This is a genomic window from Pseudomonas sp. R3-41 (genome assembly GCF_054161485.1).
This window is the reverse complement of record NZ_CP096421.1, coordinates 1,317,446-1,343,998: the sequence shown is the minus strand read 5'-3', so window position 1 is coordinate 1,343,998 and position 26,553 is coordinate 1,317,446. Positions and strand designations below refer to the sequence as shown.

21 protein-coding genes are annotated in these 26,553 nt (G+C 63.0%); 5 read left to right on the top strand and 16 right to left on the bottom strand.

Going from position 1 to position 26,553, the window contains the following annotated elements:
• Positions 1–156 precede the first annotated feature (156 nt).
• The 5 genes from M1D99_RS06080 to M1D99_RS06060 all read left to right on the top strand — a co-directional run bounded on the left by M1D99_RS06080 (position 157) and on the right by M1D99_RS06060 (position 8,198).
• Positions 157–1,314 (top strand): efflux RND transporter periplasmic adaptor subunit, encoded by a 1,158-nt coding sequence (locus tag M1D99_RS06080; RefSeq protein ID WP_458131514.1) that lies wholly within the window; start codon positions 157–159, stop codon positions 1,312–1,314.
• A complete protein-coding gene (locus M1D99_RS06075; protein WP_458131513.1) occupies positions 1,311–4,427 on the top strand; it encodes a multidrug efflux RND transporter permease subunit in 3,117 nt (1,038 codons plus the stop codon). The genes M1D99_RS06080 and M1D99_RS06075 overlap by 4 nt, the downstream gene beginning before the upstream one ends.
• 9 nt (positions 4,428–4,436) lie before the next feature.
• Positions 4,437–5,120, top strand: a complete 684-nt coding sequence (locus M1D99_RS06070) for a heavy metal response regulator transcription factor (RefSeq protein ID WP_186705131.1) — start codon at positions 4,437–4,439, stop codon at positions 5,118–5,120.
• Positions 5,107–6,474, top strand: coding sequence for a heavy metal sensor histidine kinase (locus M1D99_RS06065; RefSeq protein ID WP_458131512.1), 1,368 nt, complete (start codon positions 5,107–5,109; stop codon positions 6,472–6,474). The genes M1D99_RS06070 and M1D99_RS06065 overlap by 14 nt, the downstream gene beginning before the upstream one ends.
• Positions 6,475–6,704: 230 nt before the next feature.
• The gene (locus tag M1D99_RS06060) at positions 6,705–8,198 is read left to right on the top strand and encodes a sensor domain-containing diguanylate cyclase (protein ID WP_411387552.1); all 1,494 of its coding nucleotides are present in this window, start codon (positions 6,705–6,707) and stop codon (positions 8,196–8,198) included.
• Between the two features lie 427 nt (positions 8,199–8,625).
• Here M1D99_RS06060 and lpxC read toward each other — a convergent pair whose 3' ends face one another.
• The 16 genes from lpxC to mraZ all read right to left on the bottom strand — a co-directional run bounded on the left by lpxC (position 8,626) and on the right by mraZ (position 26,460).
• Positions 8,626–9,537 carry a UDP-3-O-acyl-N-acetylglucosamine deacetylase gene (lpxC, locus tag M1D99_RS06055; RefSeq protein WP_095106092.1) on the bottom strand — a complete coding sequence of 304 codons (912 nt, stop codon included), beginning with the start codon at positions 9,535–9,537 and terminating at the stop codon, positions 8,626–8,628.
• Positions 9,538–9,649: 112 nt separating this feature from the next.
• A complete protein-coding gene (gene ftsZ, locus M1D99_RS06050) occupies positions 9,650–10,843 on the bottom strand; it encodes a cell division protein FtsZ (RefSeq protein WP_042729563.1) in 1,194 nt (397 codons plus the stop codon).
• Between the two features lie 97 nt (positions 10,844–10,940).
• Positions 10,941–12,200 carry a cell division protein FtsA gene (ftsA, locus tag M1D99_RS06045; RefSeq protein WP_003205342.1) on the bottom strand — a complete coding sequence of 420 codons (1,260 nt, stop codon included), beginning with the start codon at positions 12,198–12,200 and terminating at the stop codon, positions 10,941–10,943.
• 15 nt (positions 12,201–12,215) lie between these two features.
• Positions 12,216–13,082, bottom strand: a complete 867-nt coding sequence (locus M1D99_RS06040) for a cell division protein FtsQ/DivIB (protein WP_186705128.1) — start codon at positions 13,080–13,082, stop codon at positions 12,216–12,218.
• A 3-nt stretch (positions 13,083–13,085) separates the two neighbouring features.
• Positions 13,086–14,051 carry a D-alanine--D-alanine ligase gene (locus M1D99_RS06035; protein WP_053124955.1) on the bottom strand — a complete coding sequence of 322 codons (966 nt, stop codon included), beginning with the start codon at positions 14,049–14,051 and terminating at the stop codon, positions 13,086–13,088.
• Positions 14,048–15,508, bottom strand: a complete 1,461-nt coding sequence (gene murC / locus M1D99_RS06030; RefSeq protein WP_053124957.1) for a UDP-N-acetylmuramate--L-alanine ligase — start codon at positions 15,506–15,508, stop codon at positions 14,048–14,050. The genes M1D99_RS06035 and murC overlap by 4 nt, the downstream gene beginning before the upstream one ends.
• Complete coding sequence (gene murG, locus M1D99_RS06025; protein ID WP_186705126.1) at positions 15,501–16,571, bottom strand: undecaprenyldiphospho-muramoylpentapeptide beta-N-acetylglucosaminyltransferase; 1,071 nt, start codon at positions 16,569–16,571, stop codon at positions 15,501–15,503. Before murG ends, murC begins: the two co-directional genes overlap by 8 nt.
• Positions 16,561–17,778, bottom strand: a complete 1,218-nt coding sequence (ftsW, locus tag M1D99_RS06020) for a putative lipid II flippase FtsW (protein WP_411385565.1) — start codon at positions 17,776–17,778, stop codon at positions 16,561–16,563. Before ftsW ends, murG begins: the two co-directional genes overlap by 11 nt.
• Positions 17,775–19,121 (bottom strand): UDP-N-acetylmuramoyl-L-alanine--D-glutamate ligase, encoded by a 1,347-nt coding sequence (gene murD / locus M1D99_RS06015; protein WP_458131511.1) that lies wholly within the window; start codon positions 19,119–19,121, stop codon positions 17,775–17,777. Before murD ends, ftsW begins: the two co-directional genes overlap by 4 nt.
• A gap of 5 nt (positions 19,122–19,126) precedes the next feature.
• Positions 19,127–20,209: a phospho-N-acetylmuramoyl-pentapeptide-transferase gene (gene mraY / locus M1D99_RS06010; protein ID WP_063324484.1), complete on the bottom strand. Its 1,083-nt coding sequence runs from the start codon at positions 20,207–20,209 to the stop codon at positions 19,127–19,129.
• Entirely contained in the window at positions 20,209–21,576 is a 1,368-nt protein-coding gene (locus M1D99_RS06005) for a UDP-N-acetylmuramoyl-tripeptide--D-alanyl-D-alanine ligase (RefSeq protein ID WP_434574422.1), read from the bottom strand. Before M1D99_RS06005 ends, mraY begins: the two co-directional genes overlap by 1 nt.
• Positions 21,569–23,032 (bottom strand): UDP-N-acetylmuramoyl-L-alanyl-D-glutamate--2,6-diaminopimelate ligase, encoded by a 1,464-nt coding sequence (locus M1D99_RS06000; protein ID WP_434574421.1) that lies wholly within the window; start codon positions 23,030–23,032, stop codon positions 21,569–21,571. Before M1D99_RS06000 ends, M1D99_RS06005 begins: the two co-directional genes overlap by 8 nt.
• A complete protein-coding gene (locus M1D99_RS05995) occupies positions 23,032–24,771 on the bottom strand; it encodes a peptidoglycan D,D-transpeptidase FtsI family protein (RefSeq protein ID WP_434576361.1) in 1,740 nt (579 codons plus the stop codon). The genes M1D99_RS06000 and M1D99_RS05995 overlap by 1 nt, the downstream gene beginning before the upstream one ends.
• Positions 24,771–25,064 carry a cell division protein FtsL gene (gene ftsL / locus M1D99_RS05990; RefSeq protein WP_003178214.1) on the bottom strand — a complete coding sequence of 98 codons (294 nt, stop codon included), beginning with the start codon at positions 25,062–25,064 and terminating at the stop codon, positions 24,771–24,773. Before ftsL ends, M1D99_RS05995 begins: the two co-directional genes overlap by 1 nt.
• Positions 25,061–26,008, bottom strand: coding sequence for a 16S rRNA (cytosine(1402)-N(4))-methyltransferase RsmH (rsmH, locus tag M1D99_RS05985; protein WP_434574420.1), 948 nt, complete (start codon positions 26,006–26,008; stop codon positions 25,061–25,063). Before rsmH ends, ftsL begins: the two co-directional genes overlap by 4 nt.
• Positions 26,005–26,460 carry a division/cell wall cluster transcriptional repressor MraZ gene (gene mraZ / locus M1D99_RS05980; protein ID WP_003205355.1) on the bottom strand — a complete coding sequence of 152 codons (456 nt, stop codon included), beginning with the start codon at positions 26,458–26,460 and terminating at the stop codon, positions 26,005–26,007. Before mraZ ends, rsmH begins: the two co-directional genes overlap by 4 nt.
• Between the last annotated feature and the right edge of the window lie 93 nt (positions 26,461–26,553).

The following is a 26,553-nucleotide window of genomic DNA, read 5'->3' as shown; positions in this document are numbered from 1 at the left end:
CTCGCGATGGGGCCAGCAAGCCCAACATCCATTCGTCCGACAGCAATCCAGGCCAAAACTGACACGCCTGTCAGTTAGCCGTCACCTTCCTGACCGGCTCGCAACGCTATATAAGAAAGCTCAAACTCCTGCGTCCCGAACCGGCCCTTCATATCCATGCGCACCCAGAAGAAAACTGTCCTGCTTGTCATGCTGTTGGTCGCCCTGGCGGCCCTCGTCCTCTGGTATGCGCTCAAGCCCGTGGCCGCCAAGCCCGGCGCCCCCGCCGCCGTTCCGGTACGGGCCGTCAGCGTGGTGCAAAAGGATGTGCCGCGCTTTGCCAGCGGCATCGGCACGGTCCTGTCGCTGCACAGCGTGGTGATCCGGCCGCAGATCGACGGCATCCTCACCCGGCTTCTGGTCAAGGAAGGGCAACTGGTCAAGAAGGGTGACCTGCTGGCGACCATCGACGACCGCTCGATCCGCGCCAGCCTCGACCAGGCCCGGGCCCAGCTCGGCGAGAGCCAGGCGCAGCTGGCGGTGGCCCAGGTCAACCTCAAGCGCTACAAGTTGCTGAGCGTCGATGACGGCGTCTCGAAGCAGACCTATGACCAGCAACAGGCCCTGGTCAACCAGCTCAAGGCGACCGCCCAGGGCAACCAGGCGGCCATCGACTCGGCACAGGTGCAACTGTCCTACACCCAGATCCGCTCCTCGGTGAGCGGGCGCGTCGGCATTCGCAACGTAGACGAAGGCAACTTCCTGCGCACCAGCGATGCCGAAGGCCTGTTCACGGTGACCCAGATCGACCCGATCGCGGTGGAGTTCTCCCTGCCCCAACAAATGCTGCCGACCTTGCAACGGTTGATCGCCGCCCCTGAGCAAGCCTTGGTCAAGGCTTACATCGGTGCCGATGGCGCCACCGGGGAACTGCTCGGCGAGGGGCGCCTGAGCCTCATCGATAACCAGATCAACGCCAACACCGGAACCCTGCGGGCCAAGGCCGAATTCAACAACGCCGCGCAACGACTGTGGCCTGGGCAACTGGTGACGCTGAAAATCCAGACGGCCATCGACAAGGACGCCCTGGTGGTGCCGCCCACCGTGGTCCAGCGTGGCCTCGAGCAACACTTCGTGTACCGGATCAAGGGCGACAAGGTCGAGAGCGTGCCGGTGACGATGGTTTACCAGGACAGCGACCTGCACATCATCAAGGGAGTCAACGCCGGCGACCAACTGGTGAGCGACGGCCAGTCACGGCTCAAGCCGGGCAGCCACATCCAGGTGCTCAGTGATCCGCCCGCCCTGGCCAAGACTGTGGAGCCGCAACCATGAAGGGCCGCGGCTCGGTTTCGGCGTGGTGCATCGACCACCCCATCGCCACGGTACTGCTGACATTTGCCCTGGTATTGCTGGGGGTAATCGCCTTTCCTCGCCTGCCCGTCGCGCCGTTGCCGGAGGCGGAGTTCCCGACCATCCAGGTCAATGCCCAGTTGCCCGGGGCCAGCCCCGAAACCATGGCGTCGTCGGTGGCGACGCCGCTGGAAGTGCAATTCAGCGCCATTCCCGGCATCACCCAAATGACGTCCAGCAGTGCCTTGGGCTCGACCAACCTGATCCTGCAATTCAGCCTCGATAAAAGCATCGACACCGCCGCCCAGGAAGTCCAGGCCGCCATCAACACCGCCGCCGGCAAATTGCCCAACGACATGCCGAACCTGCCGACCTGGCGCAAGGTCAACCCCGCCGACAGCCCGGTGCTGATCCTCAGCATCAGCTCCAGCCTGATGCCCGGCACCGAACTGAGCGACTACGTCGAAACCCTGCTCGCCCGCCAGATCAGCCAGATCGACGGCGTCGGACAAATCTACATCACCGGCCAACAGCGTCCGGCGATCCGCGTCCAGGCCTCGGCTGACCGGCTCGCCGCCATCGGCCTGACCCTGGCGGACATCCGTCTGGCGCTCCAGCAGGCCAGCCTCAACCTGGCCAAGGGCGCCCTGTACGGCGATTCGAGCATTTCCACCCTGTCCACCAACGACCAGTTGTTCAAGCCTGCGGAGTACGGTGAGCTGATCGTGTCCTACCGGGACGGGGCACCGGTACAGCTCAAGGACATCGCCAAGGTCGTCAACGGCTCGGAAAACGCCTACGTCCAGGCCTGGTCCGACAACGAGCCGGGGGTCAACCTGGTGATCTTTCGGCAGCCGGGGGCGAACATCGTCGAGACCGTCGACCGCATCCAGGCGGCCCTGCCCACCTTGCAAGCGATGTTGCCCGCCGCGGTGCAGGTCAAAGTGTTGATCGACCGCACCCAGACCATCCGCGCCTCGTTGCATGAAGTGGAGATCACCTTGCTGATCGCGGTGCTGCTGGTGGTGGCGGTAATGGCGTTGTTCCTGCGCCAGCTCTCGGCGACGTTGATCGTCTCGGCGGTGCTGGGGGTGTCGCTGATCGCCAGTTTCGCCCTGATGTACGTGATGGGGTTCAGCTTGAACAACCTGACCCTGGTGGCGATCGTCATCTCGGTGGGGTTCGTGGTGGACGATGCGATTGTGGTGGTGGAGAACATCCACCGGCACCTGGAGGCCGGCGATGGCATGCGCGAGGCGGCGATCAAGGGGGCCGGCGAGATTGGCTTCACCGTGGTTTCCATCAGTTTCTCGCTGATCGCCGCGTTCATTCCGCTGCTGTTCATGGGCGGCGTGGTCGGGCGTCTGTTCAAGGAGTTTGCCCTGACCGCCACCTCGACCATCCTGATTTCGGTGGTGGTGTCCCTCACATTGGCGCCGACCCTGGCCGCGCTGTTCATGCGTGCCCCGGTGCACCACGCCCACGGCGCACCTGGGTTCGGCGAACGCCTGCTGGGCTGGTACGAGCGCGGCCTGCGTCGGGCCCTCGCCCATCAAAAACTGATGATCGGCGTGTTCGGCCTGACCCTCGCACTGGCAGTGGTCGGCTATGTGTTCATTCCCAAGGGCTTCTTCCCGGTACAGGACACCGGCCTGGTGCTGGGCACCAGCGAAGCCGCCGCCGATGTGTCGTTCCCGGACATGGTGGCCAAGCACAAGGCCCTGGCCGAGATCGTCGCCGCCGACCCGGCGGTGCAGACCTTCTCCCACTCCGTCGGTGTCTCGGGCAACAACCAGACCATCGCCAACGGCCGCTTCTGGATCGCCCTCAAGCCCCGGGGCGAGCGTGACGTGTCGGCCAGTGGCTTCATCGACCGGATCCGCCCGCAATTGTTGAAAATCCCTGGCGTGGTGCTGTACCTCAGGGCCGGGCAGGACATCAACCTCAGCTCCGGCCCCAGTCGCGCCCAGTACCAATACGTGCTCAAGAGCAACGACGGGCCGAGCCTCAACGCCTGGACGCAAAAACTCACCGACAAGCTGCGCGGCAACTCGGCGTTCCGCGACATCTCCAACGACCTGCAACTGGGCGGCAGCATTACCCACATCAACATCGACCGCAGCGCGGCGGCGCGTTTCGGCCTCACCGCCACCGATGTCGACCAAGCCCTGTACGACGCCTTCGGCCAGCGGCAGATCAATGAATTCCAGACCGAGACCAACCAGTACAACGTGATTCTGGAGCTCGACACCGCGCAGCGGGGCAAGGCCGAAAGCCTGGCATATTTCTACCTGCGCTCGCCCTTGAGCGGGGAAATGGTGCCGCTCTCGGCCCTGGCCCGCTTCGATGCGCCGAGCAACGGCCCGCTGTCCATTGCCCACGACGGCATGTTCCCGGCCGCCAACCTGTCGTTCAACCTGGCGCCCGGCGTGGCCCTGGGAGACGCGGTGCGCCTGCTCGACCAGGCAAAAAACGAAATCGGCATGCCCGCCGCCATCACCGGTAATTTCCAGGGCGCGGCCCAGGCTTTCCAAAGTTCGCTGGCGAGCCAGCCATGGCTGATCCTCGCCGCGCTGGTGGCCGTCTACATCATCCTCGGCGTGCTCTACGAGAGTTTCGTACACCCGTTGACGATCATCTCTACCCTGCCCTCGGCCGGCCTCGGCGCGCTGATCATGCTCTGGCTGCTGGGCCAGGACTTTTCGATCATGGCGCTGATCGGGCTGGTGCTGCTGATCGGGATCGTCAAGAAGAACGGCATCCTGATGATCGACTTCGCCCTCGACGCCCAACGCAACAGAGGGCTGGCGCCCCAGGAGGCGATTTTCCAGGCGTGCCTGACACGCTTCCGTCCGATCATGATGACCACCCTGGCCGCCCTGCTCGGTGCGCTGCCGCTGATGCTCGGCTACGGCGCCGGCGCGGAACTGCGCCAGCCCCTGGGCATCGCGGTGGTGGGCGGCCTGCTGGTGAGCCAGGCGCTGACGCTGTTCACCACACCGGTCATATACTTGTGGCTCGAGCGCCTGTTCCATCGGCCCGCCCACCAGCCAGGGTCGGCGCCGACGGCGGCGCTGGCAAGCACAGACCACTGAGGCGGAGCCATGCGCGTTCTGATCATCGAAGACGAAGAAAAAACCGCGGACTACCTGCACCGCGGCCTGACCGAACAGGGCTACACCGTGGACGTGGCGCCGGACGGCATCGAGGGGCTGCACCTGGCCCTGGAAACCGACTATGCGGTGATCGTGCTCGACGTGATGCTGCCGGGCCTGGACGGCTTCGGCGTGCTCCGGGCCTTGCGCGCCCGCAAGCAGACGCCGGTGATCATGCTCACCGCCCGGGAACGGGTCGAGGACCGCATCAAGGGGCTGCGCGACGGCGCCGACGACTACCTGGGCAAGCCCTTTTCGTTCCTGGAACTGGTGGCCCGCCTGCAAGCCCTGACCCGCCGCAGTGGCGGCCATGAACCGGTGCAGGTGAGCATCGCCGACCTGTGGATCGATCTGATCAGCCGCAAGGCCACACGCGCCGGCCAGCGCCTGGACCTGACGGCCAAGGAGTTCTCCCTGCTCAGCGTCCTGGCCCGCCGCCAGGGTGAAATCCTCTCGAAAACCGCCATTGCCGAAATGGTCTGGGACATCAACTTCGACAGTGACGCCAACGTGGTGGAAGTGGCAATCAAACGCTTGCGGGCCAAGCTCGACGGGCCATTCGAGCAGAAGTTGCTGCACACCATTCGCGGCATGGGTTATGTGCTGGAGAATCGCGGCAATGAAATTGCCTGACAGCATCGCCCTGCGCCTCAGCGGCCTGTTCACGCTGGTGGCGGCATTGGTGTTCCTGTTGATCGGTGGCGCCTTGTACCAACAGGTCGCCAAGGGCCTGGGCCTGTTGCCCGAAGCCGAGCTCGATGCACGCTACAGTGTCCTGGAGTCCACCGTTGGCCGCTACGGCACGCCTGAACATTGGGTGAAGATCAACAACAAGCTGCGGTTGCTCGGTGAAGAAGACAAACGCATCCATTTCTGGATCGTCAGTGACGATCCGCGCTTTGAGTACGGCGATCCCGATGGGCAGATCCGCACCTTTGCCCAAGGTCCCCTGGGTAAACGCGACCTGACGTTGCCCCATCGACACTATCCGATGAAAGTCCTGGTGAGCCAGTTCCCGGCCAAGGACCAACGCCCGCCGCTGCGCTTCATGATTGGCATCGACACCGAGACCTTCTACCAGACCCAGCATCGCCTGTTGATGGCTCTGGTGAGCCTGGCATTTGTCGGCGTGCTCCTGGCTTCGTTGCTGGGCTACTGGGTCGCGCGCATCGGCCTAAAGCCGCTGATCAAGCTTTCCGATGAAGCCCAACGCCTGACCCCGCCCCGCCTGTCCGGGCGCTTGCAACTGTCGCCCTTGCCGCCGGAACTGAACCAGTTCGTCAGCTCCTTCAACGCCACTCTGGACCGGGTCGAACAGGCTTACTCACGGCTGGAGTCGTTCAACGCCGACGTCGCCCATGAACTGCGCTCGCCCTTGACCAACCTGATCGGCCAGACCCAGGTGGCGCTGACCCGTGGTCGCTCGGCCGAACATTACTTCGAAGTGCTGCAATCGAATCTCGAGGAGTTGGAGCGGCTGCGCTCGATCATCAACGACATGCTGTTCCTGGCCAGCGCCGACCAGGGTAGCAAGGCCACCAAGTTGACCAGCACCTCCCTGGCCAGCGAGGTGGCAACCACCCTCGATTACCTGGACTTCATTCTGGAAGATGCCCAAGTCCAGGTCCGGGTCAGCGGCGATGCCCAGGCCAACATCGAGATCGCCCACCTGCGCCGGGCGCTGATCAACCTGTTGAGCAACGCCGTCCAGCACACGGCGCCCGGTCAAGTGATCGATGTGCGCATCGAAGCCCTTGGCGAGCAGATCTGCCTCGCCGTCACCAACCCCGGCGACCCGATTGCCGGCGAACACCTGCCGCGCCTGTTCGAACGCTTCTATCGCGTCGATGCCTCGCGCAGCAACAGCGGCGCCAACCATGGGCTGGGGCTGGCCATCGTCAAGGCCATCGCACTGATGCATGGTGGCGATGTTTTTGTGCACAGCGACCAGGGCGCCAACACGTTCGGGATCCGCTTGCCTGCCTGACACCGCTTAAAGGTTCGATCTTTTCCATCTGAATGCTGGGCGAAAGCCAACTCGACCAAAATCAATAGATCGCAGCCTTCGGCAGCTCCTACCGAGTTATTGCGCAAACACTGATTGCCCGCTCTCATCGATCCAAGCACAATCAGCAAAAGGCCAGCATCTGGTGCATTTGCCGGTTTGCAATCCTTTGGGACGGATCCCAACCCTATGACAATGCAGACATCGGAACCATGAGCGCGCGCAGTGCGACACCCGGCAACACCCCGTCTTCGATACGTTCGGAACGGGTACTCGTACTGGCCAGCTCGCTGGTTGTCATTGCCATCCTGAGTATCGTGACGTTCCTGTTGATTCGCGAACACGCAACGGCCCAGCAGGCGGCCACACGCGCGGCGAACAATATCGTGCAACTGATCGATGCCGACGTGCTGCGCAACGTCGAACTCTACGACCTGTCGCTACAAGGCTTGATCGCCACGGCAAAACGCGACGACCTGAAAGACGTTTCGCCAACGATCCGCCACCTGGCCCTGTTCGACCGCGCCACCACCGTTCCCTATAAAGGCGACATCCTGCTGCTCGACAAGCGGGGCGATGTGATCGCCGACTCCGCCTCGGTCGAACCGCGCAAAGGCAACTACGCCGACCGGGAGTATTTCCAGTCCCATGTCCAAAACCCGACTCCGGACATGATGATCAGCCGCCCGTTCCGTTCCAGGAGTGCCACCAAGGATTGGCGCATCAGCTTCAGCTATCGACTGAGCGATGACCAGGGCGAGTTCATGGGCGTGGCCGAAGCCGCGATGCGCCTGAACTACTTCAGCCAGTTGTTCAAGAGCCTGAACATCGGCCATGGGACGGTCAACCTGGTCAGCCGCGATGGAATCCTGCTGGCCCAGGAACCGCCCCTGGCTGACGACATGATTGGCAAGGACTTCAGCAACCGACCGAATTTCGTACGTATCCTGCGCGAGGGCAACGGCAGTTTTACCAGCATATCCAGTGTCGATCAGACACAGCGCCTATACACCTTTTCCCAGGTAGGCAACCTGCCACTGATCGTCGTGGTAGCGCTCTCCTCCCGAGAGGTCTTCGCGTCCTGGCAGCGCACGGCATTGCTGGTCAGTGGCGCCACCGGTGCGCTGTGCATCGGTTTGCTCTGGCTCACCTGGCTGCTGCGCCGGGAATTGCGCCGCCGCCACAATGCCGAACGGGAACTGGCACAACTGGCCTCTACCGACGCCCTCACAGGCCTGGCCAACCGGCGAACCCTGGACGAAACGTTGCAGCAGGAGTGGTTGCGTGCGCAACGTTCGGGTCAACCGTTGTCTGTGTTGATGATCGATGCCGATCACTTCAAGGCGTTCAACGATCGCCATGGTCATCAACAGGGTGACGAGGCCCTGCGGGCCTTGGCGCAGTTGATCGGCCAGCATGTGCGACGCCCCGCCGACCTGGCGGCGCGTTATGGCGGTGAAGAGTTCTCGGTGATTCTGCCGGAGACCACCACTGCGGGCGCCTTTACCATGGCCCAGAACATTCGCGACGCGGTTGAACAATTACCGCCGGTGTCCGAGGGGGGAGCACCCATGACGGTAAGTATTGGCATCGCTACTTGGCTGAATGGGCCATATGGTGAGCTTTCGCAACTTTTGTTCGCTGCGGATAAGGCGCTGTACCAGGCGAAGGCCAGTGGGCGAAATCGTGTGGTTTGTGCGATGTGATGTCCGGTGATGTTGGATACCCACAAGGGTTTTGGGAGCGGCACGGTCCTGTGGCGAGGGAGCTTGCTCCCGCTGGGTCGCGCAGCGGCCCCAAAAAAGCGATGAGCGCTGCGCACTCAAGCGGGAGCAAGCTCCCTCGCCACAAAAGCTTCCCAGCCATCACGCCACAGATTGATCAACGGTAAACACTGTGGGAGCGAGCTTGCTCGCGATGGCGGTGTGTAAGTTTGCGGTGATGTTGGATATACCGGCCCCTTCGCGAGCAGGCTCGCTCCTACAGGAGGAACACGGCTCTTCCCAAAGTGACCCGCCGTAAGGGCGGAACCCTAAGCAGCCGTTGCCGAAGAAATGGATATACACACCCAAAACGCGACCATAAAAAAAGGCCACCCAAAGGCAGCCTTCAAAAACTAGAGAGGTTTTTTGCTTACACGGCCGCGACAGGACGCATGTAAGAAATTGGTGCGGTGCTGGCGTCTTCGAACGTCACGACTTCCCAAGCATCTTTCTGCTCAATCAACTTGCGCAGCAGCTGGTTGTTCAGTGCGTGGCCGGACTTGAAGCCCTTGAACTCACCAATCAAGCTATTGCCCAGCAGGTAGAGGTCGCCGATTGCATCGAGGATCTTGTGCTTGACGAATTCGTCTTCATAGCGAAGACCGTCTTCGTTCAATACACCATCGGAATCGACCACGATCGCGTTTTCAACACTGCCGCCGAGTGCGAGGTTGTGCTTGCGCAGGTACTCGATATCACTCATGAAACCAAAGGTACGGGCGCGGCTGACTTCTTTTACAAACGAAGTGCTGGAAAAATCCACGCTTGCACTCTGGGTGCGGTCACGGAAAACCGGGTGATCGAAATCGATCTCGAAGCTCACCTTGAAACCCTCGAAAGGGACGAAAGTGGCGCGCTTGTCGCCGTCTTCCACTGTCACTTCCCGCAGGATGCGGATGAACTTCTTGGCTGCGTCCTGCTCTTCCAGGCCAGCCGATTGAATCAGGAATACAAAGGGTCCGGCGCTGCCATCCATGATCGGGACTTCGGACGCGGAGAGCTCGACGTAGGCGTTATCGATGCCCAGGCCAGCCATGGCCGAGAGCAAATGCTCCACCGTGTCCACTTTGACGTCACCGTTGACCAGTGTGGTCGACATAGTGGTTTCACCAACGTTTTCCGCGCGAGCAGGAATCTGCACCACAGGGTCGAGGTCGGCACGACAAAACACGATGCCGGTGTCGACAGGCGCGGGCTTGAGGGTCAGGTAGACCTTCTCGCCGGAGTGCAGACCGACACCTGTGGCACGGATAATATTCTTCAGGGTGCGTTGTTTAATCATGGCATGGGCCGCTTCAGCGCAAATTGCGAACTGGTATCAACAAAGGCTGGCGATAATAGCAGACCAGACCTTTGCTGAACACCAATCACCCGTATCCCCCTGATACATTTCATCAATCGGCCTGACGACGCAGGAAAGCTGGGATGTCCAGGTAATCCAGATCGTCTTGCGGATTCATCTTCGCGGCAGTCGCAGCACCGGCCTGGGCCTGGTTGCGCATGACGGTCGGACGGTCCAGGTCACGGTAGTTCACCGCAGGCTGTTCCTGACGAACGGGGGCTTGCTGCTGTGGCTGGGAGGCCATGGCGGTCTGCACGGTGTTGTCGATCACCTTCATCGGTTTCTCGATTTTCGCGCCCAGGCCAGTGGCAACCACGGTCACGTGCAGCTCGTCACGCATGTCTGGATCGATCACGGTGCCGACCTTGACCATCGCGTGGTCGGAAGCGAACGCCTCGATGATGCTACCCACGTCGGAGTACTCGCCCAAGGACAAGTCCGGACCGGCGGTGATGTTCACCAGGATGCCACGAGCGCCCTGCAGGTTGACGTCTTCGAGCAACGGGTTGCGGATGGCCGCTTCGGTGGCTTCGCGCGCACGGTTCGGACCGCTGGCGCAGCCAGTGCCCATCATCGCCATGCCCATTTCGGACATCACGGTGCGTACGTCGGCGAAGTCGACGTTGATCATGCCTGGACGCTTGATGATGTCGGAAATACCGCGAACGGCACCGGCCAACACGTCATCGGCCTTGGCGAAAGCCGACAAGAGGCTTGCGTCTTTACCCAGGATGGTCAGCAGCTTCTCGTTGGGGATGGTGATCAACGAGTCGACGCTTTCGCTCAGCGCGCGGATGCCTTCATCGGCGATCTGCATGCGCTTGCGGCCTTCGAACGGGAACGGACGGGTCACCACCGCAACGGTGAGGATACCCATTTCCTTGGCCACTTCGGCAATGATCGGCGCAGCACCGGTACCGGTACCACCGCCCATGCCCGTGGTGATGAACACCATGTTGGTGCCGGCCAGGACTTCAGCGATGCGCTCGCGGTCTTCCAGGGCAGCCTGACGGCCAACCTCGGGATTCGCGCCGGCACCCAGGCCCTTGGTCACGCCGGTACCCAGTTGCAGGATGGTCCGCGCGCCGATGTTTTTCAGCGCTTGAGCATCGGTGTTGGCGCAGATGAACTCGACGCCTTCGATGTTGCTCTTGACCATGTGGTTGACAGCGTTGCCGCCGCCACCGCCGACACCGATTACTTTGATAACCGGGCTAGCGGGGATGTTGTCTACGAGTTCGAACATGTTCCCTCTCCTTTCATTCTCTAGTTTTTTCGCCTACTGCGTTTGCTGCGTCTTCCAGCGCCAAGCCTGAAACCTGCCGCGTGAAGCTTTGAAACTGTTAAAAGTTGCCCTTGACCCAAGCCTGGAGACGCTCGAACAGCGGTGCCTTCGGCTCGTCGCTGCTGTAGCTGTCGCGACTGCCAATGCCCGAGAACGAGATCCCGTCGGACTGTTTTTGCAGGCCGTACATCAACAGGCCCACGCCGGTGGAATAGATCGGGTTGCGGACCACGTCATCCAGGCCCTTGACGCCATGGGGCACGCCCAGGCGCACCGGCATGTGGAAAATCTCCTCGGCCAGCTCGACCGCGCCTTCCATCTTCGAGGTACCGCCGGTCAGCACGATGCCGGCCGGGATCAGGTCTTCGTAGCCACTGCGACGCAGTTCGGCCTGGATCAGCGTGAACAGCTCGTCGTAACGCGGCTCGACCACTTCGGCCAGGGCCTGGCGCGACAGTTCGCGCGGTGGACGGTCGCCGACGCTTGGCACCTTGATGGTTTCACCGGCACCGGCCAGTTTCGCCAGGGCACAGGCGTAGCGGATCTTGATTTCCTCGGCGTACTGGGTCGGGGTGCGCAACGCCATGGCGATGTCGTTGGTCACCTGGTCGCCGGCAATCGGGATCACGGCCGTGTGGCGGATCGCGCCTTCGGTGAAGATCGCGATGTCGGTGGTGCCGCCGCCGATGTCCACCAGGCACACGCCCAGCTCTTTCTCGTCGTCGGTCAGCACCGAGTAGGCCGAGGCCAGTTGCTCGAGGATGATGTCGTCGATTTCCAGGCCGCAGCGACGTACGCATTTCTCGATGTTCTGCGCGGCGTTCACCGCACAGGTCACCACGTGGACCTTGGCTTCCAGGCGCACGCCGGACATGCCCAGGGGCTCGCGCACGCCTTCCTGGTTATCGATCACGTAATCCTGCGGCAGGGTGTGCAGCACACGCTGGTCGGCCGGGATCGCCACGGCCTGGGCCGCGTCGAGCACGCGCTCGAGGTCGGCGGAGCTGACTTCGCGATCACGAATCGCCACGATGCCGTGGGAGTTCAGGCTGCGGATGTGATTGCCCGCCACGCCGACGAACGCCGAGTGGATCCGGCAACCGGCCATCAGTTGCGCCTCTTCGATGGCGCGCTGGATCGATTGCACGGTGGACTCGATGTTCACCACCACGCCTTTCTTCAAGCCGCGGGACGGGTGTGTACCGATCCCGACGATGACCAGCGTGCCGTCGTCCGCGACTTCGCCTACCAGCGCCACCACCTTGGAAGTGCCGATATCGAGACCGACGATCATTTTCCCGCTTTGCACGTTTGCCATGGGTCCTGCCTCTTCTTAATTCTTCGCGACGGCGGGTTCGGCCGTCGTCGGCGCTACAGGTTCCCGCCAGCCAACGGCCAGGCCGTTGGCGTAGCGCAGATCGATGCGCGCAATGTTCGTAATCTGTTCTTTGAGCGTCTTGTCATAGATGGCGATGAAGCGGCGCATCTTTTCCACCAGGTTGCCGCGACCGAGCAACAGCTCGATGCCCGGCCCCGAGCTGCCCGCGCCAGTGGTCAGGAACCAACTGCCGCGCTCACGCAATTCCAGGCGCGCGATGGAGAAGCCCAACGGCCGCAACATCTGGCTCAACACCTGGTATTGCTGCATGACTTGCTGCTGGGCCCGCTGTGGACCGAACAGTTGCGGCAAATGTTCATAGTTGGCCAGTTCCCGCGGCGTAAACGCCTGGCCCTGGTTGTTCAACAGCGACTCGTCGCCCCAACGGGCCACCGGCAGCTGTTCTTCCAGGCGAATCGACACCTGGTCGGGCCACACCCGCCGGACTTCGGCGTGGGCGATCCAGGGCATCTGCTCCAGCTCCGTGCGCATGCCCGCCAGGTCGATGGTGAAGAAGCTCGACGCGACGAACGGGGCGATCCGCTGCTGCACCGCCTGCTGGCTGATGTAGCTCAGGTCGCCCTGGACGTTGATCCGCGCGATTGGCCGATCGGCATACGGCAACAACCGTTGCGCGCCTTCATACGTACCGAACCCCAGCGCAACCAGCATCACTGGCCAGAACAGGCTCTTGAGAAAGCCAAAATTGGCTTTCGGCAAGCGCGCCGACATCGGCTCTTTGGCCACCATTCGGCTGGCACCCCGCGGCACCGGCTTGCGACCGGGTGCGGATGGCTGATGACGAAGCGATGCGCCTTGCATGGCTTAACCTCTTGGCTCTTGTTGGCCGACACTGGCGGCCAGGATCGAGAGCACCAGTTGCTGGAAATCCAGGCCGGCGGCGCGGGCGGCCATCGGCACCAGGCTGTGATCGGTCATGCCAGGGGCGGTGTTGACTTCCAGGAACCAGAACTGTCCATCGGCGTCCTGCATCACGTCCGCCCGGCCCCAACCGGCGATACCCAGCGCCTCACAGGCCTTGGCCGTGAGGTCCATCAGTTGTTTTTCCTTGGCCGCATCCAGCCCGCAGGGAATGCGGTACTGGGTATCGTTGGCGATGTACTTGGCGTCGTAGTCGTAGAACGTGTGGGGCGTGCCCAGCGCAATCGGGGGCAACACCTGGTCACGCAGGGTGGCGATGGTGAACTCGGGACCGGTGATCCACTGTTCGACCAACACTTGCGAATCGTAGGAACTGGCGTCCTTCCAGGCTGCGGTCAACTCAGGCAGCGAATTCACTTTCGCCATGCCGATACTTGAACCTTCATGGGCCGGTTTGACGATCAAAGGGAAGCCCAGTTCCGTGGCCGCCGAAATACAATCGGCCTCGGACGCCAGCACGGCATGACGCGGCGTTGGAATGCCGAGGCTGTGCCAGACCTGCTTGGTGCGCAGCTTGTCCATCGCCAGGGCGGACGCGAGGATGCCGCTGCCGGTGTAGGGAATGCCCAGGCATTCGAGCAGGCCTTGCATGCTGCCGTCTTCACCGCCGCGACCGTGGAGAATGATGAAGGCGCGGTCGATCTTTTCGCTGAGCAGGCGCTGCAGGAAATCGTCGCCCACATCGATGCCGAAGGCGTCGACGCCGGCACTTTGCAAGGCTTGCAGCACGGCGTTGCCGGACTTGAGGGAGACCTCGCGCTCGGCGCTCTTGCCACCGAACAGCACGGCAACGCGGCCGAAGGCTTTCGGATCGAGGGTCGAGACCAGGTTGGCGTAGGCAGCAGTCATTTCAGTTTCCCCTCGCTGGACGCCACGATGGCTCCGGCGAATAACGGACTGTTCAACAGTTTCGGGGCCAGGCCACCGATGTCGCCGGCACCCTGGCACAGCAGGATGTCGCCGGCGCGCAGCAGCGGCTTGACCAGCGGTGCGAGGTCCACGCCGCGTTCGATGTAGATCGGGTCCAACTGGCCACGCTGGCGAATGCTGTGGCACAGCTGGCGGCTGTCGGCCCCCGGGATCGGCTCTTCACCGGCCGGGTAGACTTCCATCAACAGCAGCACGTTGGCGTCGGCCAGCACCTGGACGAAATCGTCATACAGGTCGCGGGTGCGGCTGTAGCGGTGCGGCTGGTAGACCATCACCAGGCGCCGCTCCGGCCAGCCACCGCGCACGGCCTTGATCACCGCCGCGACTTCGGTCGGGTGGTGGCCGTAGTCGTCCACCAGCATCACGTTGCCGCCGTCCACCGGCAATTCGCCGTAGACCTGGAAGCGTCGGCCCACACCCTGGAACCCGGACAGGCCCTGGACGATGGCTTCATCGCTGACACCTTCGTCGGTGGCGATGCAGATAGTGGCCAAGGCGTTGAGCACGTTGTGGTTGCCAGGCATGTTCACCGACACGTCCAACGGCTCGCGATCAGGACGCAACACGGTGAAGAACGTCTGCATGCCCTGCTGGCGCACGTTGATGGCGCGTACGTCGGCGTCTTCGCCAAAACCGTAGGTCACGGTCGGACGCTTGATCAGCGGCAGGATCTCACGCACCACCGGATCGTCCAGGCACACCACCGCCAGACCGTAGAACGGCAGGTTGTGCAAAAACTCCACGAAGGTTTTCTTCAGCTTGTTGAAGTCGCCGTCGTAGGTCGCCATGTGGTCGGCGTCGATGTTGGTCACCACGGCCACCAGCGGTTGCAAGTGCAGGAAGCTCGCATCGCTCTCGTCGGCTTCGGCGATCAGGTAGCGGCTGGTGCCCAGCTGGGCATTGGTGCCCGCGGCATTCAGGCGGCCACCGATCACGAACGTCGGGTCCAGGCCACCGGCCGCGAACACCGAGGCGATCAGGCTGGTGGTGGTGGTCTTGCCGTGGGTACCGGCGACGGCGATGCCGTGGCGATAGCGCATCAGCTCGGCGAGCATCTCGGCCCGTGGCACCACCGGAATACGGCGTTCCAGGGCAGTGGCGACTTCCGGGTTGGAAGTGTTCACGGCGCTGGACACCACCAGCACGTCGGCGTTGGCGGCGTTCTCGGCACGGTGGCCGATAAAAATCTGCGCACCGAAGGATTCCAGGCGCTCGGTGACCGGGGAGGCCTTCAGGTCGGAGCCCGAGACCTGGTAACCCAGGTTCAGCAGCACCTCGGCGATCCCGCACATGCCCACGCCGCCGATACCGACGAAGTGGATGCGGCGAATACGGCGCATTTCCGGTTGCGGCATGGCTTTGCGATTCTCAACCATGGGCCACCTCCAGGCAGGTATCGACCACTTGGGCCGTGGCATCGGGTTTGGCCAGGCGGCGCGCGGCGCGGGCCATGTCTTCAAGTCGTTGCGGCTGCATCAAAACCTCTGTCAGGCGGGCGGCAAGATCCGCGGCGCCAGTCGTTCTTTGCGGCATCAGGAAGGCAGCGCCTTCACGGGCCAAATAATCGGCGTTACGGGTCTGGTGATCGTCGATGGCGTGGGGCAAAGGCACCAGCATCGAGGGCAGACCGGCGGCAGCCAGTTCACTGATGGTCAACGCGCCTGCGCGGCAGACCACCAGGTCGGCCCAGCCATAGGCTTGGGCCATGTCTTTGATGAAAGGCTGCACTTGCGCCTCGACGCCGGCGGCGCGGTAGCGCTCGGCGGTCACTTCATCGTGGTTTTTGCCGGCCTGGTGAAACACTTCCGGGCGCAGTTCGGGGGCGACCTGCGACAGGGCTTCGGGCAGCAATTTGTTCAACGGTTCCGCCCCCAGGCTTCCACCCAGGACCAGCAAACGCGCCTTGCGTCCGGCCAGGGCCGGGCGCGGTGTTTCGAGGAACAGCTCGGTACGCACCGGATTGCCGGTGGTGCGACGGCTGCCCGACAGGGTAAAGGTGTCGGGAAAGGCTTCACAGACCCGGGCGGCCAACGGCACCAGTAACCGATTGGCGGTACCGGCCACGGCGTTCTGCTCGTGGACGATCACCGGCACACCGGCCAGTTTTGCCGCAACGCCGCCCGGCCCGGTCACATAACCGCCGAACCCGACCACGCACACCGGCCGCAGCCGACGAATGATTGCCCGCGCCTGCCAGACCGACTTGAGCAGCATCAGCGGTGCCTTGAGCAACGACAGCTTGCCCTTGCCCCGCAGGCCGCTGGCGTCGATCCGGTGCAGTTCGAGGCCGGCGCCGGGCACCAGTTCGTTCTCGATGCCCCGTGGCGTGCCCAGCCAGTGCACGGTGTAGCCGCGTGCCTGGAACTCCCGGGCACAGGCCAGCGCCGGGAATACGTGCCCGCCGGTACCGCCCGCCATGATCAGCACGTTAGCGCCCATGAGTCGGCTCCTCGGCGAAGTCGCTCTCCTGGAATTCCATCTCTTCGCTGCCCAGGTGGGTTCGACTCTCCCATTCGATGCGCAGCAACAGGCCGAGACAGGCACAGCAGATCACCAGGGAACTGCCGCCGTAACTGAGGAACGGCAGCGTCAGGCCTTTGGTCGGCAACAGGCCGACGTTCACGCCGATGTTGATCAAAAACTGGCCGATCCACAGGAACGACAAGCCATACGCCACATAGGCGGCGAAGAACTGTTTGGCCTTTTCCGCCCACAAGCCGATGTACATGCCACGCACGCAGACGAACACGAACAGGGCGACGGTGCACAGGGAACCCACCATCCCCAGTTCTTCGGCCAGGACCGAGAACACGAAGTCGGTGTGGGCTTCCGGCAGGTAGAACTGCTTCTGCACGCTGTTGCCCAGGCCCACGCCCAGCCACTCGCCGCGACCGAAGGCAATCAGCGCCTGGGTCAATTGATAGCCGGAACCGAACTGGTCGGCCCACGGATCGGTAAAGGTGATCAGGCGCGCCATCCGATACGGTTGCGCCTGCACCAGCACCGTCACCGCCGCCACCGCCAGCGCGACCATCAAAGTGAAACGGAACAGCCCGACGCCGCCGAGGAACAGCATCGCCGCCGCCGCGCCCATCATCACCACCGTGGCGCCGAAGTCCGGCTCCATCAGCAGCAGGCCGGCCATCGGCAGCAACACGATGAACGGCTTGAAGAACCCCATCCAGCTCTCGCGCACTTCCTTCTGGCGACGCACCAGGTAACCGGCGAGGTAGATCACCACGAAGACCTTGGCGATCTCCGAAGGCTGGACGTTGAAGAAGCTGAAGCCGATCCAGCGCATCGAGCCGTTGACCTCGCGGCCAATACCCGGCAAGAGCACCATCACCAACAGGCCGAAGGCACCGAGCAACATCATCCAGCCCAGGCGTTGCCAGGTGGCGATCGGCACCATCATGGTGACGATGCACGCGCCCAGGCCGATCACCAGGTAAATCAGGTGGCGGATCATGTGGTAAAGGGTGTTGCCCGACTGCACGGCGGCCACTTCCGACGACGCGGAGGTGATCATGACCAGGCCCAGGCCCAGCAAGGCCAGGCAACCGGCGAGCATCGGGAAATCCAGATCGATGCCACGACCGGTGATCAGCGGCGACGGATACGGCTTGATGATGTTCATCAGGTTCATGCCAAGTCCTCCGCGGCCTGGGCGAACAACTGCCCACGCTCTTCGTAGTTCTTGAACATGTCGAAACTGGCGCAGGCCGGCGACAACAGGACTGCATCGCCCGGTTGAGCAAGGGCGCGGCATTGCTGCACCGCCTCGCCCAGCGAAGCGACGCGCACCAGCGGCACGGCATCGCCGAGGGCCTGGGCGATCAATTCGCGATCACGGCCCATCAGCACCACGGCGCGGCAGTTGGCGGCAACGGGGTCGCGCAGGTCCTTGAAATCGGCACCCTTGCCGTCGCCGCCGGCGATCAGCACGAGCTTGCCGTCGATGTCCGCGCCCAGGCCTTCGATGGCCGCGAGCGCGGCACCGACGTTGGTGGCCTTGGAGTCGTTGTACCAGGCCACGCCATCGAGATCGCGTACCCACTGGCAGCGGTGCTCAAGGCCGGCGAAGGTGCGCAGGGCCGAGAGCATGGCGTCGAACGGCAGGCCGACCGCATGCCCCAGGGCCAGCGCGGCCAGGGCATTGGCCTGGTTGTGGGCGCCACGAATCTTCAGTTCGCGCACCGGCATCAGGTTCTGGAATTCGAAGGCCAGGTATTTCTCGCCATTCTCTTCACGCAGCCCGAAGCCTTTGAAGTCCGGCACGCCCAGGCCGAACGACCAGCACGGCATGCCCTCGCCCAGCAACGGACGGGTCAGGGCATCCTGGCGATTGAACACCACTTGCCGGGCACCACGGAAGATCCGGTGCTTGGCCAGGTGATAAGCCGGCAGGCCGCTGTAGCGGTCCATGTGGTCTTCACTGACGTTGAGCACGGTGGCCACTTCGGCGCCCAGGTGGTCGGTGGTCTCGAGCTGGAAGCTCGACAGCTCCATCACGTACAGCTCGACCTCGTCGCTGAGCAGGTCCAGCGCCGGGGTACCCAGGTTGCCGCCTACGGCGACGCGCTTGCCGGCCGCCGCAGCCATCTCACCGACCAAGGTGGTGACGGTGCTCTTGGCATTGGAACCGCTGATGGCAACGATCGGCGCCTTGGCGTTGCGCGCGAATAGCTCGATGTCGCCGGACAATTTCACACCACGGGCGGCGGCAGCCTGCAGGGCTGGGGTCGCCAGGGCCAGGCCGGGGCTCACGTAGAGCTCATCGGCACGGCACAGGAATTCGACATCCAGCTCGCCACAACGCACGTCCACCTGGGGATAGTCACGGCGCAGCGTGGCCAGCTCAGGCGGATTTTCCCGCGTATCGGCCACGGCAAACGACACGCCCCGGTTCGCCAGGAAGCGAACCAGGGACATGCCGCTCTTGCCGAGGCCGACAACGATGCGGAAGTGGTCAGAAGCGATCAGGGACACTCGTTCTACCTCAGCTTCAGGGTGGCAAGGCCGACCAGCACCAGGATCACGGTGATGATCCAGAAACGGACGATCACGCGTGGCTCGGGCCAGCCCTTGAGTTCAAAGTGGTGGTGGATCGGCGCCATGCGGAATACGCGGCGGCCGGTCAATTTAAAGGAGGCCACCTGAATGACGACTGACAGGGTCTCCATCACGAACACACCGCCCATGATGAACAGGACGATTTCCTGGCGAACGATCACGGCGATGGTGCCCAGGGCCGCGCCCAGCGCCAGCGCGCCGACGTCGCCCATGAAGACTTGCGCCGGGTAGGTGTTGAACCACAGGAAGCCCAGGCCGGCACCGATCAGCGCACCGCAGAACACAATCAATTCACCCGCGCCCGGCACATACGGGATCAGCAGGTATTCGGCGAACTTCACGTTACCCGACAGGTAGCAGAAGATTCCCAGGGCGCCGCCGACCATGACCGTCGGCATGATCGCCAGGCCGTCGAGGCCGTCAGTGAGGTTGACCGCGTTGCTCGAACCGACGATCACCAGGTAGGTCAGCACGATGAAGCCAGCGCCCAGCGGAATGCTGTAGTCCTTGAGCATCGGCAGGATCAGGGTGGTTTCCACCGGCGAGGCGGCGGTCATATAAAGGAAGATCGCCGCGCCGAGGCCGAACACCGATTGCCAGAAATATTTCCAGCGGCTTGGCAGCCCACGGGAGTTCTTCTCGATGACCTTGCGATAGTCGTCGACCCAACCGATGGCGCCGAAGAACAGCGTCACCAGCAGCACGACCCAGACGTAGCGGTTCGCCAGGTCGGCCCAGAGCAAAGTGCTGATACCGATGGACGACAGGATCAGCGCGCCCCCCATGGTCGGGGTACCGGATTTGGACAGGTGCGATTGCGGACCGTCGTTACGGACCGACTGGCCGATCTGCAGGTTCTGCAGGGTGCGGATCATCCACGGGCCCAGGAACAGCGACAACGACAACGCGGTCAGCACACCCAGGATCCCGCGCAGGGTCAGGTACTGGAAGACCGCGAAGCCTTTGTGGAACTGTTGCAGGTACTCCGCTAGCAGCAGCAGCATTAATGTTTCTCCGTGGTGGTGCCGCACAGCGCCGCGACGATGTTTTCCATCGCTGCGCTGCGTGAACCCTTGATCAATAAGGTGGTGTTCGGGTCCTGCTCGGCGCCCAGGGCCTGGATCAATTCGGCTTGAGTAGTGAAATGCCGTGCGTGCTCGCCAAACGCAGCGACCGCATGGGCCATCATCGGACCGACCGCATACAGCGCATCGACCTTGCCGCGCGCATAGGCACCGACATCGTGATGTCCCTGTTGCGCCCATTCGCCCAACTCGCCGATATCCCCCAGCACCAGCACGGTACGGCCGGAGAAACCGGCGAGGATATCCACCGCCGCGCACATGGACGACGGGTTGGCGTTATAGGTGTCATCGATCACGCGCATGCCGTTGCTGGCCAGTTGCGCGACAGAGCGCCCCTTGACCGGCTGCACGGCGTTCAGTCCGGCAACGATGCCCGGCAGCGACACGCCCAGGGCATGGGCGGCAGCCGCGGCGGCCAGGGCGTTGGCAACGTTATGGGTGCCCAGCAGGTTCAATTGGACCCGCTCGGCACCGTCGGGGCTGTGCAGGTTGAAGGCCGGGCAACCGCGGGCATCACGGTCCAGGTCGCTGGCGTAGAAATTCGCGGCGAGGTTGCTCAGGGCAAAGGTCAGCACCTTGCGCTCCCCCGCCCGGGTCTTCCAGATTTCGAAGGCCTTGTCGTCGAGATTCAGCACGGCGACGCCATTGGCATCCAGCCCTTCGATGATCTCGCCCTTGGCCTCGACGATTTTTTCCGGGCCGCCGAACTCGCCGACGTGGGCGGTCCCGGCGTTGTTGAGCACCGCCACGTGGGGCTTGGTCATGGCCACGGTGTAGGCGATCTCGCCGAGCCGCGAAGCCCCCAGTTCGATGACGGCGGCGCTGTGTTCCGGCGCCAGTTCCAGCAAGGTCAGCGGCACACCGAGGTCGTTGTTCAGGTTGCCACGGGTCGCCAGCACCGCACCACGAGTGCGCAGGATGCTGGCAAGCATTTCCTTGACCGTGGTCTTGCCGCTGGAACCGGTAATGGCCGCGACCGGGTTGCCATACGCTGCGCGGTTCAGCGCACCGAGCTGGCCCAGGGCCTGGCGAGTGTCGCTGACGAGCAATTGCGGCAACGTGCTGTTGCTCACTTCCCGCTCGACCAATGCGGCGACCGCGCCTTTGCCCGCGACCTCGTTCAAGTAATCGTGGCCATCAAAACGCGGCCCGGCCAAGGCGACGAACAATTGCCCCGGCGCGATCGCCCGGCTGTCAATGCTCACGCCGCTGAAGGTGGCGTCCGCAGAAATGAGGCGCGCATTCAGGGCGTTGGTCAGTTCGCTGAGTTTCAGGGCCTTAAGCATGGGCCACCTCCCACGCGGTCAGGGCGTGATCGGCTTCCACCAGATCGGAGAACCCATGGCGTTCGCCGTTGATTTCCTGATAGTCCTCATGGCCCTTGCCGGCCAGGACGATGACATCGTCCGCCGAGGCGCTGGCGATCAACTGGGCAATGGCCTGGCCGCGACCGGCGACGAAGGTGACGTTATCCACGGCGGTAAAACCGGCGCGGATGTCATCGAAGATCCGCAGCGGGTCTTCGCTGCGCGGGTTGTCATCGGTGACCAGCACGCCGTCCGCCAGACGCTCCACCACTTCTGCCATCAACGGGCGTTTGCCGCGATCGCGATCGCCGCCGCAGCCGAACAGGCACAGCAGCCGGCCCTTGGCGTGAGGACGCAAGGCCGTGAGGACTTTTTCCAACGCGTCGGGAGTGTGGGCGTAATCGACAACCACCAACGGTTGAGCCCCGCCGCCGAGGCGCTGCATGCGCCCGGCCGGCCCTTCAAGTCTTGGCAACACCTTGAGGATTTCGTCCAGCGCGTAGTCCAGGCCGAGCAAGGCGCCAATGGCCGCCAATACGTTGCTCAGGTTGAAGCGGCCGAGCAAGGTGCTGCGCAGATGGTGCTCGCCCTGGGGCGTGACCAGCGTGGCGCGCACGCCTTCATCGTCGAACTGCGCCTGGCGTATACAAAGGTAGGCGCTGGTATCTTCCAGGCTATAGGTGATCAACCGGGACTCGCGCTTGTCGGCGGCCAGTTGCCGGCCGAACTCGTCGTCGAGATTGATGACCCGGCATTTCAAATCATTCCAGGCGAACAGCTTGGCCTTGGCTTCGCCGTAGGCCTGCATGGTGCCGTGGTAGTCCAGGTGGTCGCGGGACAGGTTGGTCAACACCGCGACGTCGAACGCCAGCGCCGTCACACGACCCTGGTCCAGGCCATGGGACGAGACCTCCATCGCAACGGCCTTGGCACCGGCCTTCTTCAAGTCCGCCAGGGTCGCTTGCACGGCAATCGGGTTCGGCGTGGTGTGCAGGCCGCTTTCCAGCGCGCCATGAAAACCGTTGCCCAAGGTGCCGACAATGCCGCAATGCTGGCCGAGCAGGTCCAAGGCCTGGGCCACCAGTTGGGTCACGCTGGTCTTGCCGTTGGTGCCGGTCACGCCCACCAGGTTCAGGTGGCGGCTCGGGTCGCCATAAAACCGCCCGGCGATGTCCGACAGTTGCGCCGCCAGGCCCTTCACCGGAATCAGCGGCACGTCAGTGATCGGCAGCACGGTCGCGCCTTGCACTTCGTACGCCACGGCAGCCGCGCCGCGCTTCAGGGCGTCGGCGATATGGTCGCGACCATCGACACGGCCACCCGGCACCGCCAGGAACAAGTCCCCGGCACGTACATTGCGGCTGTCCAGGGCCAACTCACGAATCAGCAGATCGTGACCGGCGTGGGCAAAAATCTTGTTCAGGCTCAGGGACATCAGCCACGCCCTCCTTCGGCTTTCAAGGGAATGACCGGTGCGGTATTGGCCTGCTGGGTCGGCGGCAGGTTATCCGGGGTAATGTTCATCAGGCGCAGGGTGCCGGACATCACTTTGCTGAACACCGGCGCCGAGACCAGGCCACCGAAATAGCCTGCCTTGCTCGGTTCGTCGATGACCACGACGATGGCGTAGCGTGGGTCGCTCATCGGGCCGAAGCCGGCAAACAGCGAACGGTAGGAATTCTCGGCGTAGCCTTTGGTGCCCACGGAGGTTTTGCGGGCCGTACCCGACTTGCCTGCCACGTGATAGGCCGGCACCTGGGCGCGGTAGACACCACGCGGCGCCTCGATCACCTGTTGCAGCATGCCCTGCATGGTCTTGGCGACGTTTTCCGGGATCACCTGGGTGGCCTGCGGTGGCTTGTCGGTCTTGATCAGGGTCAGCGGTGCCATGCGCCCGTTGTTCGCCAGCGCGGAAAACGCGTGGACCAACTGGATCGCGGTCACGGAAACGCCGTAGCCATAGGACAACGTGGCGGTCTCAGCCTTGCGCCAGTCACGGTAGTTCGGCAGGTTGCCGACACGCTCGCCCGGAAAGCCCAGGCCGGTGTCCTGGCCGAGGCCGATTTTCTGGGCCAGGCGATAAATCGTCTCGCCGCCGATATCGAAGGCGATCTTGCTCATGCCGACGTTACTGGAGTTGATCAGGATGCCGGTCAGGTCGAGCACCGGGCCTTCAGTCTTGGACACGTCACGGATGGTGTACTTGCCGATCTGCAGAGTGCCCGGGTAGACCTCGACGGTGTCGCTTGGCTTCCAGCGCCCGGTTTCCAGGGCGGCGGCCATGGACACGGCTTTCATGGTCGAACCCGGCTCGAACACGTCGATCATCGCGCGGTTGCGCATCATCGCCGGTTGCAGGTTGCGGCGGTTGTTCGGGTTGTAGGTCGGCTGGTTGACCATCGCCAGGATCTCGCCGGTCTTAACGTCCATGATCACCAGGCTGCCGGCCTTGGCACCGTTCTCGACGATGGCGTTGCGCAGCTCGCGGTTGGCCAGGTATTGCAGGCGCAGGTCAATGGACAACGCCAAGGGCTTGCCGGCCTTGGCGTTTTTGGTGACTTGGACATCCTTGATCAGCCTGCCGCGCCGGTCCTTGATAACCTGGCGTTTGCCGGCGACCCCGGCAAGCCATTCGTCATAGGCCAGTTCGACCCCTTCGCGCCCTCGATCATCGATGTCGGTAAACCCGACCATGTGGGCGGTGACTTCACCGGCCGGGTAGAAACGCCGGAATTCTTCGATGCCGTAGACACCGGGCACTTTCAGGTCGAGCACACTCTGGCCTTGCTCGGGCGTCAATCCGCGCACCAGATAGATGAATTCTTTATTGGCTTGGGCTTCAAGACGCTCGGCCAGGGCCTTCGGGTCCTGCCCGAGGGCGGCGGCCAAGGCCGGCCATTTTTCCTTGGCTTGCTGCATTTCCTTGGCGTTGGCCCACAAGGTGGTCACCGGGGTACTCACGGCCAGGGGTTCGCCGTTGCGGTCGGTGATCAGGCCACGGTGCGCCGGAATTGGAATATGACGCACACTGCGAGCGTCGCCCTGCCCCTTGAGGAAGTCACGGTCGATGACCTGCAGGTCGATGATGCGCCACGAAATCGCCGCCACCATGATCCCGAGCAAGCCCAGGACCAGACGAAACCGCCACGGGAACAGCGCCCCTTCGAGTTTCATCATGGCGCCACCATTTGCACTTCGGCGGCGCCGGGAATGCGCATTTTCAGCTGTTCGGTGGCCAGTACTTCGATACGGCTATGGGCGGTCCAGGTGCTTTGCTCCAGGATCAACCGGCCCCACTCGGCCTGCGCCTTGTCGCGCACACTCAGCTCGTTGTAGAGGGTGTTGAGCAACTGCCGGTTCCAGTGCGCGCTATAGGATACGGCGATGGCCGACACGAGCACGCCTATAAACAGCAGCAGCATGAAAAAGCTGCCGCCAGGCAGGGGCTTGGCGAAGAGCTTGCTCACCGCAACTTCTCCGCGACACGCATGACGGCGCTACGGGCACGTGGGTTGGCCTTGAGTTCGGCGTCGGAGGCGAACTGCGCTTTGCCATGGATCTTGATTTTCGGCACGAAGGCTTCGAAACGCACCGGCAGGTTGCGCGGCAGGTTATCGGCTTCGCCTTTGGTGAGCTTGCGCATGAACAGCTTGACGATGCGGTCTTCCAGGGAATGGAAGCTGATCACCACCAGCCGACCACCGATCTCCAGCGCTTCAAGCGCCGCTTCGAGACCGACTTCCAGGTCGCCCAGCTCGTTGTTCACGTGGATGCGCAAGCCCTGGAAAGCACGGGTCGCCGGGTTCTTGCCCTTTTCCCAGGCCGGGTTGGCCACTTTCAGCACTTCGGCCAGGTCGCCGGTACGCTCGAAGGGCTTGATGTCGCGGCGCTCGACCACGGCGCGGGCCATGCGGCCGGAGAAACGCTCTTCGCCGTATTCCTTGAAGACACGGGCGATTTCTTCCACTGGCGCGGTATTGACGAATTCGGCGGCGCTGATCCCACGGGACGGGTCCATGCGCATGTCCAACGGACCGTCATTGAGGAAACTGAAGCCGCGTTCCGGGTCGTCCAGTTGCGGCGACGACACGCCCAGGTCAAGCAGCACGCCACTGACCTTGCCGGCCAGGCCACGCTCGGCGACTTCGGCGCCCAGCTCGGCAAAGCTGCGCTGCACAACGACAAAGCGGCCGTCTTCGGCCGCCAGCGCTTGCCCGGTGGCAATCGCTTGAGGATCCTTGTCGAACCCCAGCAACCGGCCGTCCGGACCGAGCTGGCTGAGAATCAGCCGACTGTGTCCGCCACGCCCGAACGTGCCGTCCAGATAACAGCCATCAGGACGTACGGCGAGAGCCTCGACGGCTTCGTCAAGCAGTACGGTGATGTGGTTAAAGCCGCTATCAATAGTCACAGGATCAAATCACGCAGTTCATCAGGCATGGCGCCCGGTTGTTGAATAGCAGCGAGGTCAGCGGCAGAAACCGCATTCCAGGCATCTTCGTCCCACAGCTGGAACTTGTTCAGTTGGCCCACCAGCATCGCGCGCTTATCCAGCTTGGCGTACTCGCGCAGGCGCGGCGGCACCAGGAAACGACCGCTGCCATCGAGCTCGAGGTCGACGGCATTACCGATCAGCAAGCGTTGCAGTCGGCGGTTTTCTTCACGCAGCGAAGGCAATGCGCGCAGTTTGGTTTCGATGATTTCCCACTCATCCAGAGGGTAAACGCACAAACATGGGTCAACGGCGTCGATCGTGACGATTAACTGCCCCGAACTTCGCGAAACGAGCTCGTCACGATACCGGCTAGGCATGGCTAGCCGGCCTTTTGCATCGAGACTGATAGCGTTAGCTCCGCGAAACACGTCTGCGTTTCTCCACTTTTTGGCGTTTTACCTTCAAAAAAACCCACTTCATGCCACTTTCCGCCACTTGCGCACACTATAGGAATGCGCCCA